Source organism: Meridianimarinicoccus zhengii, assembly GCF_003254465.1.
Classification (GTDB): Bacteria; Pseudomonadota; Alphaproteobacteria; order Rhodobacterales; family Rhodobacteraceae; genus Meridianimarinicoccus; species Meridianimarinicoccus zhengii.
In genome coordinates this window covers 77,919-86,897 of sequence record NZ_QDFI01000009.1, presented here as the reverse complement: position 1 = coordinate 86,897, position 8,979 = coordinate 77,919, and the positions used below count along the sequence as shown (strand labels likewise).

Annotated in this window: 8 protein-coding genes; 3 read left to right on the top strand and 5 right to left on the bottom strand. The window is 70.6% G+C overall.

The features are described 5' to 3' along the window. The 3 genes from DDE13_RS04905 to crtA form a co-directional block, all read right to left on the bottom strand. The coding region (locus DDE13_RS04905; RefSeq protein WP_235868590.1) for a VWA domain-containing protein at positions 1–1,459 on the bottom strand (1,459 nt) is incomplete at its 3' end. Beyond that, the gene (gene bchI, locus DDE13_RS04900; RefSeq protein ID WP_111402015.1) at positions 1,456–2,466 is read right to left on the bottom strand and encodes a magnesium chelatase ATPase subunit I; all 1,011 of its coding nucleotides are present in this window, start codon (positions 2,464–2,466) and stop codon (positions 1,456–1,458) included. The genes bchI and DDE13_RS04905, both read right to left, overlap by 4 nt. Next, a complete protein-coding gene (gene crtA / locus DDE13_RS04895; RefSeq protein ID WP_162630859.1) occupies positions 2,463–3,170 on the bottom strand; it encodes a spheroidene monooxygenase in 708 nt (235 codons plus the stop codon). The genes bchI and crtA overlap by 4 nt, the downstream gene beginning before the upstream one ends. 120 nt (positions 3,171–3,290) lie before the next feature. Between crtA and DDE13_RS04890 the strand changes: the two genes are divergently transcribed. From DDE13_RS04890 to tspO, 3 genes are read left to right on the top strand one after another with little or no spacing between them, the layout of a single operon-like run. Next, a complete protein-coding gene (locus DDE13_RS04890) occupies positions 3,291–4,832 on the top strand; it encodes a phytoene desaturase (protein WP_111402013.1) in 1,542 nt (513 codons plus the stop codon). Then, the gene (gene crtB, locus DDE13_RS04885) at positions 4,829–5,869 is read left to right on the top strand and encodes a 15-cis-phytoene synthase (protein ID WP_111402012.1); all 1,041 of its coding nucleotides are present in this window, start codon (positions 4,829–4,831) and stop codon (positions 5,867–5,869) included. The genes DDE13_RS04890 and crtB overlap by 4 nt, the downstream gene beginning before the upstream one ends. Positions 5,870–5,874: 5 nt before the next feature. Further along, positions 5,875–6,360, top strand: coding sequence for a tryptophan-rich sensory protein TspO (gene tspO, locus DDE13_RS04880; RefSeq protein ID WP_111402011.1), 486 nt, complete (start codon positions 5,875–5,877; stop codon positions 6,358–6,360). 54 nt (positions 6,361–6,414) lie between these two features. Here tspO and crtC read toward each other — a convergent pair whose 3' ends face one another. Both crtC and crtD read right to left on the bottom strand, forming a co-directional pair. Next, positions 6,415–7,302, bottom strand: coding sequence for a carotenoid 1,2-hydratase (gene crtC / locus DDE13_RS04875; RefSeq protein WP_111402028.1), 888 nt, complete (start codon positions 7,300–7,302; stop codon positions 6,415–6,417). Further along, entirely contained in the window at positions 7,299–8,912 is a 1,614-nt protein-coding gene (gene crtD / locus DDE13_RS04870; protein ID WP_111402010.1) for a 1-hydroxycarotenoid 3,4-desaturase CrtD, read from the bottom strand. Before crtD ends, crtC begins: the two co-directional genes overlap by 4 nt. Positions 8,913–8,979: the final 67 nt, after the last annotated feature.

The window sequence follows — 8,979 nt, the reverse complement described above, 5'->3', positions numbered from 1 at the left end:
CGGCCAGCGCTGCCTCGAGTCCCGCGCGCAGCCCCGCGGCGAGTGGCGTGCCGCCGCCGCCGGGCAGCCCCGCGAGCCGCCGCTTGGTCTGCACCAGCGACCGGGTGGGCGGCAGGAGTTCCTCGGCGCCCGTTCCGCGAAAGGCGATCAGGGCAACATGATCGCGCCGCGCATACGCATCCGCCAGCAGCAACTCGACCGCGCCCTTCGCTTCGGCCAACCGGGCGATGGCGGCCGAGCCCGAGGCATCCACGGCGAAGATCAGCAGCCGGTCCGAGCGGTCCTCGAACCGCCTGAGCCGGATATCGCGGGGCCGCAACTGGACGATGCCGGGCGCGTCCGGGCGTTCTTCCCGCCGCAGACGTTGCCAGGGGGCCGCGGCGCGCAGCGTGGCCACAAGGTCCACGCGGTGCCCGCTGTCGGGCCGCCCTGGGCGCGAGGGCAGGGGGCACCCCCGCCGGTTGCCCTGCCTCCGTGCGCCGGCGCCGCTGCCTGTCGCCGCGCGGCTTGCCCGCCCCATGCGTCCGGCCATGGCGGCGAGCAACTCCGGCGGCAGCATCGCCGCGATGGCATCGACCAGCAGTTCCTCCGGCATCTCAAGCCGCTCGCCGGGATCGTCGCTGTCTTCCGGGGTGTCGTCTGGCCTGTCATCGGGATCTGGCGGCGGTGGATCATCCTGTGTTTCCTCAGGCGCATCGGGCATTTGTGTCGCGCGTGGCACAAGCACGAGCGTTGCGGCGGCGGCAATGTCATCTTCCGATGCCAGGTCCCGCCCGGCGAGTGCTGCATGAGCACGCGCGGCGGCCAGCGCCAGCAGCGGCGCGCGCAGTCCCGCGACGCCCATCCGCGCTGCTAGCGTCACGATCGCCGCGGCGGCATCGTCCGGCAGCGCAGTGTCAGCCAGCCGATCCCGCGCCGCGGCCAACCCTGCGGCATCCGCGGGGGGCGCCGTGGCGATCACCTGCCGCCCGACCCCGTCGAGCGACAGGGCAAAGGCCAGCCGGTCGGTCAGGGCGGCGGGGGCGGTTTCTTCCGGCTCCAACCCTTCGTCGAGCAGCACGAGCGCGCCAGAACCGGTATCTGCATGGGCGGCAAGCCGCGCGGCCATGCCTGCCGGGCAACGTTCGGCCATGGTCAGCACCAGCAGCCGCGGCTCCGCCAGAAGTCCCGCGCGCTGCACCGGTCTGCCCGCCGCCAACGTCGCCGTCAGGTCGAGCCCGCCGAACAGCGCCTCGTCACCCATCGTCGGGTGAAGTTTGCAGATCGGCAGCGGCACGGGACCCAACCGGGCGAGCACCGCGTCGCGCACCGGACCGGGCCGGGCACGCAGGTGCATTCCGCCCAGCCCCACCGGGTCCACCGCAAGCAGGTCCAGCGCCAGGGCCGCCCGCGCCCAGTCGCCCGCCATGCCGGGCCGAGTGAGGGCCGTGGTGTCCGCTGACCGGGCGGGGTCGGTCATGCGGCGAAGACCTCGGCCACGGTGCGGGCTACACGGGCGCCGCTGCCGGCTTCGTCCAGCGGATCGCGGCGCAGCCGGTGGCTCAGGGCCATGGGGGCGACGTCGCGCAAGTGCGCGCGCGCAATGGCGTCGGCGCCGTCGAAGGCCGCCAGCGCCCGGCCTGCACGCAGGAGTGTCAGCTCGCCCCGCAGACCGTCGGACCCCAGCGCCACGCACAGCTCCGCGCAATCGCGCAGAACGGATTCGGGCGTCTCCATCCCGGCCAGCCGGTCGCGCGCGGCGAGGATGCGGTCGCGCAACTCCGCCTCTGAAGCTGCATGGGCGGCCACGAATCCCGCGCGATCGCGGTCATAGGCGTCGCGGCGGCGGATCACCTCGATCCGCTCGTCGATATCGTTGGGGGAGCGGACTTCCACGGACAGGCCGAACCGGTCCAACAGCTGGGGCCGCAGTTCCCCTTCTTCCGGGTTGCCCGACCCGACCAGCACGAAGCGCGCGGCGTGGCGGATCGACAGCCCCTCGCGCTCCACCACGTTCTCGCCCGATTGGGCCACATCCAGCAGAAGGTCCACGATGTGATCCTCCAGCAGGTTCGCCTCGTCGATATACAGGTAGCCGCGGTTCGCTGCGGCCAGCAGCCCCGGCTCGAACGCCTTCTCGCCGCGGGTCAGCGCCCGCTCGATGTCGAGCGCGCCGGTCACCCGGTCCTCGGACGCGCCGAGCGGCAGGTCCACCACGGGCGTCGGACGCGTGACGATGGGCGCGTCGGCGGGCACCTGCGCCCAATCGGGGCAATCGGCGTGGTGGGCGGCGTTGACCGGGCAGCCCTGCACGGCCTGAATGGGCGGCAGAAGGGCGGCGAGCGCGCGCACGGCCGTCGATTTGCCGGTGCCGCGATCCCCGAACACCAGCACGCCGCCGATACCGGGATCGACCGCCGTCAGGATCAGCGCGCGTTTCATGTCGTCCTGACCGACGATGGCCGTAAAGGGAAAGGGGGCAGTCATGCAGCTTGGGTCCGTTCGCTCAAGGGGTCCGTTCCGCCCCATGTACCGCGGGTATCGAGCAGGCGGAACCGGGCATAAAGTTCTTCGGCGAACCAGTCGCCCGCACGCACCGCGGCGATGGCGCGGGCATGGGGCCCGTCGGCGCGGGCGAAGCGCGCCATGGTGGCCGCGTCTGGCCAGATCGAGAAGGTTACCTGGTGCAGCAGCGGCACCTCACCGATGCCGATCTTGAACAACACGTTCGGGTCGGCCCCGATCACCTGGCTGATATCGGGCACCCGGCGCCAGAACTGCGCGGCCTTGGCCGGGCGCAGGGTGGCGCGCGTCAACGCCGCGATGGGGCCGATGCCGGTGTCGTCATGGGGGATAAAGGGCGCGGCACCGGTCCAGGCGCCGCGTGCCGACACCGGGCGCAGGAAAATGTGCCAGCTTTCGGCGGCTTCGCCGGCGTGGCGGGCATGGACAGCGCCGTCTGCAGTGCGCGCCTGTGCCGTGGCAAGGTCCGGCCACGTGGCGAGGATGGCATAGACCGCGGTGTTTGGGCGCGGGGTGAAGCCTTCGCCGGTGCCCGAGCCGCACAGCTTCCAGAAACCGATGTCAGGCGTGGCTGACAGTTTTTGCCGCGCGAGGCCCATCTGCGCAAATGCCCAGAGCCTGTCGCGGAGCCCGTCAAAGCGAAAAAGGCTCAGGCTGACGGTTTGAATGGTGCGACTCCCTTTCCATGTGTCAACAAAGTCTGACACGTGCTAGGCTGGAAGGGAAGGGATTCCCGAAGCGGAGCCCATTGGCCGCAGCATCCTCTGGGCCCCGTCGAAGGGAGACCGATGACCAAGCTTGACCAGACCCTGGCCGCCACCGCCGAACGGTTGACCGCGCCGCATGCCATCGTCGTCGGGGCCGGTATCGGCGGGCTGGCCGCCGCGATGCGGCTTGGGGCCAAGGGATACCGCGTGACGGTCATCGACCGGCTCGACATGCCGGGCGGGCGCGGGTCGTCCATCACCCACGACGGGCACCGGTTCGATCTTGGCCCCACCATCGTCACCGTGCCGCAGACCCTGCGCGAATTGTGGTCCGCCTGCGGGCGTGACTTCGACACGGATGTGGATTTGCGCCCGCTCGACCCGTTCTACGAGATCCGCTGGCCCGACGGATCGTCCTTCAAGGCGTCCGGCAGCACCGAGGCGATGCGGGCCGAGGTCGCGCGCCTGTCGCCCGGCGACGTGGTTGGCTACGACCGGTTCCTCGCGGACAGCGAGGCGCGCTATGCCTTCGGTTTCGAGGACATGGGCCGCCGGTCGATGCACCGCTTTCCGGACCTCATCAAGGTGCTGCCGCGCTTTGCCATGTTGCGTGCGGACCGGTCCGTCTACGCCCATGCCTGTCGGCGCGTGAAGGACGAGCGCCTGCGCATGGCGCTGTCGTTCCATCCGCTCTTCATCGGGGGTGATCCGCTGCATGTGACGTCGATGTATATCCTCGTCAGTTATCTCGAAAAGCAGTTCGGGGTGCACTACGCCATGGGCGGGGTCGCGGCCATCGCCAAAGCCATGGCGCGGGTGATCGAAGGGCAGGGCGGCAACCTGCGTCTCGACACGGAAGTCGATGAAATCCTTGTCACGAAGGGCCGGGCGCGCGGCGTGCGGCTGGCCAACGGGACGGTCATCGGGGCGGATGTGGTCGTGTCCAATGCGGATGCGGGGCATACCTATGACCGGCTCCTGCGCAACCATGCGAAGCGGCGCTGGACGCCGGCGAAGCTGAAGCGGTCGCGCTGGTCGATGGGGCTGTTCGTCTGGTATTTCGGCACGAAAGGCACGCGCGCGATGTGGCCCGATCTCGGGCACCACACGATCCTGAACGCGCCGCGCTATGCTGGTCTGCTCAGGGACATTTTTGTCAAGGGCAAGCTGGCGGAGGACATGAGCCTTTACGTCCATCGCCCCTCCGTCACCGATCCGTCGGTTGCGCCGGATGGCGACGACACGTTCTACGTGCTCAGCCCCGTGCCTCATCTGGGGCACGACACGCCGGTGGACTGGGCGACGATGGAAAAGCCGTACCGCGACCGGATGCTGGCGATCCTCGAAGACCAGTGCATGCCGGGCCTGTCGGACCGGCTCGGGCCCGAACTGGTCTTCACGCCCGACACGTTCCGCGACCGCTACCTGTCGCCGCTCGGTTCGGGGTTTTCCATCGAACCGCGCATCCTGCAAAGTGCGTATTTCCGGCCCCACAACGTCAGCGAAGAGGCGGCGGGCCTGTATCTCGTGGGCGCGGGCACGCATCCCGGCGCGGGCCTGCCGGGGGTGATTTCCTCGGCCGAGGTGCTTGGGAAACTGGTGCCCGACGCGGTGTCCGCATGAGTATCACCGAGGCCGATCTCGACCATTGCGCGCGGGCGATCCGGCATGGGTCGCGGTCCTTCTATGCCGCCTCCATGCTGATGCCGCCGCGCGTGCGGAACCCGGCGCTCGCGCTCTATGCGTTCTGCCGTCTGGCTGACGACGCGGTGGATTTGCAGGACGACAAGACCGGGGCGGTTCTGGCGCTGCGAGACCGGCTCGATCTCGTCTATGCGGGCCGCCCGCGCAACGCGCCCGCCGACCGGGCCTTTGCCGCGATGGTCGACGATGCCGAGATGCCCCGTGCGCTGCCCGAAGCATTGCTGGAGGGCTTCGCGTGGGACGCCATCGGGCGTCGCTGCGCCAGCCTGTCGGACCTGCGGGCCTATGCGGCACGGGTCGCCTCGGCCGTGGGCGCGATGATGTGCGTGCTGATGGGCGTGCGCGAAGCGGCGGCGCTGGCGCGGGCCTGCGATCTGGGCGTGGCGATGCAACTGACCAACGTGGCCCGCGACGTGGGCGAGGACGCGCGGGAAGGGCGGCTCTACCTGCCCACCGACTGGCTGACCGAAGCGGGCATGGACCCCGCGGCGTTCCTGGCAGACCCTAGGCCGGACCCTGCGATCCGGGCCATGACGGCGCGGCTGCTGCGCGAGGCGGATCAGCTTTACGCACGCTCCGAGGCGGGGATCGCGGCGCTGCCGCTGTCCTGTCGCCCGGCCATCTTCGCCGCGCGCTACATCTATGCAGGAATCGGCGGGCGCGTGGCGCGCAACGGGCATGACAGCGTCGGGCCGCGTGCCCGCACCGGGGGCGCGGAAAAGCTGGGCTGGCTCATGCTGGCAACCTTGCGCGCGGGCGGCACGCTGGTGATGCCGCGCTCGCCCCTGATCTTTGCCCGCCCGCTTCCTGAAACGGCGTTCCTCGTGGATGCCGCGCGGCGCGATGCCGCCCCGCATACGGGACGTGCCGAGGCGCTGGTGGCCCTGCTGGGGCAACTCGAACGGCGCGACCGGGGGCGTTCCGCCTTGAAGACCGCTGACCGCTGGGCTAGCTGAGCGTCATGGCATATGTCCTATTCACCATCTTTCTCGCCGCCTGCTTCGCGGCGGGATCGACCGGCGGCCTGTTCATGCCGGGCGACTGGTATCGCCGGCTCAACAAGCCGTGGTGGACACCGCCCGATCTTGTTTTCCCGATCGCTTGGACGGTTCTGTATGTCTGCATGGCTGCCGCCGGGGCGCGCGTGGCCATGTTGCCCGGCGCGGGGCTGGCCATGGCGCTCTGGTCCCTGCAGATCGCGCTCAACGGGCTGTGGACGCCGGTGTTCTTCGGGCTGAAGCGCATGAAGCTGGGGCTGATCGTGGTGGGCATTCTCTGGGTGGCCGTGGCCTGCACCATGCTGGCGCTGTTCCAGCAGGACAGGATCGCGGGCCTGTTGTTCGTGCCCTATCTCGTGTGGGTCACCATCGCCACGGCGCTGAACGCGGCCGTGCTGCGCATGAACCCGGACGAGGCCGCGAAGGAAAAGGCGGGCACGCCGGCCTGATCCCGCCAGACAAGGGCAAGACGGCGACCAGACCGACCCCGGGCCAGCGCAGGGTCACTCGGCCCGGTCGAAGGACCAGCCCGGCCGCCGGGGCACGCGAACCGCCAGCATCGGTTTGATGAGCGGGCTGCGGAAACGGTGCAGGTCCAGCGCCTCGTGCACGCCGACGGTGGTTTCACCGTCGATCCGCGTTTCCACCATCGACCGGCTGTAGAACGGCGCCTCCAGCATCGCCTTGACCTGCCGGGGCTGCGGCGCACCGGCGTCCGCGCGGGTTTCGCGCCGCACCGCCCAGAGACTGCGCCGCATCGGCGTCAGCGGCGGCGGGTCGGTCTGAAGGCTGGCGCTGCCATCGGTCCCGAAGCGGATGGCGGTGGCCAGCTTCGACCCGTCCAGCCGCGTCGCGTCGTAGAAGCAGCTCGCACCCGTCGCCGTCGGATAACGCCCCCAGGTCCAGAAGCTGAAATCTTCCTCAAGCGCGCGGGTGCCGAAATTGGCGTCGAAATAGCCGTGGCCTGTCCACTGCCAGCCCGGCGCATCCAGCGCCACGTCGATATCGGCCACCGGGGCGAAGGGCCGCCAGACATGGGCGCCGTCGGGCGTCAGCGGCAGGTCCACCGGCGTGACCGCTTTCGGTCGCAGGATGATCGTGCCGCGGACGCGCGAAATGAGGGGTGGGCCCGACACCTCGTCGATGTCGATCCGCAGCGCGCCGTTGTCCCAGTGAACGGAACTCGGCCCGATCCTCAGCGTGGATTCGGATTGCCGCAGCGCCGCGCGGCCCCGGTCGGTCATCGTGAACCGCCCGCCGGGACCATAGGTCGCCACGTTCAGGCAGACATGGTTTTCCGGGTCGCGCCGCCCCGACCACCGATACCAGGGCGAGAACACCGAGCCGATGAAGGCGATGACGGATACCGCGCGGGTGCCACACTGGCTTATCCCGTCGACATACCACCAGGCATAGCCGTTCGGCGGGACGGCGAGATCGAACCGAGGTCCGTCACGATCGCCTCTGCCGCGTGCCTGCCGGAGATCGCCGCCATCGGCACACCCGCCCCCGGATGCGTCCCCCCGCCCGCCAGGTACAGGCCCGCCACCGCGCTGCGCGCCGTTGGCCGCGACAGGGCCGCCGTCAGTCCATGCGGGCTCTGCCCGTAAAGGGATCCGGCGGAGCCCGGGAACAGCCTCTCGAACTCGCTGGGCGTGGTGAGCGCCGGAAGCCCTGGAACCGGGTCGAAACTCAGCCCGAAACGGGCCAGCGTGGCGAATGTCCGCGTGTGGCATGGGTCTTGCTCCTCTGGCCCGTCGGGGCCTTGCGCCGCGCCCGTGGCACCCGTGCGGGCGGTCAGCGGCGCGGCGTTCATGATGATCTCGAACCGCTCCATGGCGTCTGGCGGCGCGGGTTTTCCGCGATCCTCTGCGCAGACATAGAGCGTGGCATCGCGCGGCATGCGGCCGGCGCGCAGGTCGGCGAACTCGGCCTCCGGATCGCCGCCGAAGAACACGTTGTGATGGGCAAGCCCGCCCGTGGCGGTGCTGCGGGCCAGCGGGCCGTCCGGCTGCGCCGCGAAGGTCCAGACCCGCGCCGACAGGCTGCGTTCGGCGCGCAAGGGGCCGTTTCCGGCTGTGCGCACCGACTGGCCGAGCAGCCCGAGCCCGAGCGCACGCGGATCGCCGTTGAACAGCACCGCTGCCGCCGGGACCGTCTCTCCGTCGGCCAGGCGCACGCCGCTGGCCCGGCCCGTGCCGTCGCGCGTGATCTCATCCACCTCTGCGCCGTAGCGGAAGACGGCGCCGCGCGCGCCGGCAAGACCGGCGATGGCGCGGGCAAGCGCGTGCATCCCGCCATCGACCACCCAGACGCCCGCGGCCTCGGCCTGCCAGATCAGCGCCAGCAGGGCGGGGGCCTGGTAGGGCGAGCCGCCGACATAGGTCGCGTAGCGGCCGAACAGTTGTGCCAGCCGCGGGTCCGAGAACTGGCCCGCCAGCATCTGCGCCAGCGTCCGGTTCGGTGCCATCAGCGGGATCAGTGCGGGTTCCCGCATGACCCGGCGGGTCAGCGCACCAAGGCTTGGCTGCGCGGTCTGCATCATCGGTTCGTCGAAGGCGTCAAACAGCCGCGCGGCGCGCGCGCTGAACTGGCAGAACTCCCGTGCGGCCTGCGCCCCCGCGAAGGACCGGATCGCGTCGGCGCGGGCGCCCGGATCAGCGTGGAGATCGAGCGTGCTGCCGTCGGGCCACCAGTGCCGCGCCAGGATGTCCTGCCGGTGCAGGGTCACGTGATCCTCGATCCGGGCGCCCGCGGCGCAGAACAGATCGTCGAACACGGCGCGCATGGTCAGTACCGTGGGGCCTGCGTCCACCGGCCCGGCCGCGCTCGGAACGGTGCGCATCTTGCCGCCCGGTCCCGCCGCGCGGTCGAAGACCGTCACCGGCACCCCGGCTGCCGCCAGCCGAAGCGCCGCCGCAAGCCCGCCGATGCCCGCGCCGATCACGATGACGGGGCGTTCGGCGCGGGGTGCTCCATCCTGCCGGAGTGTCTGGTTCATCCTGTCGCCTCTGCCTTGCCGAATGCGGCACCCTGTCAGGAATTGTTGACTCAATGCGCCGAACTGT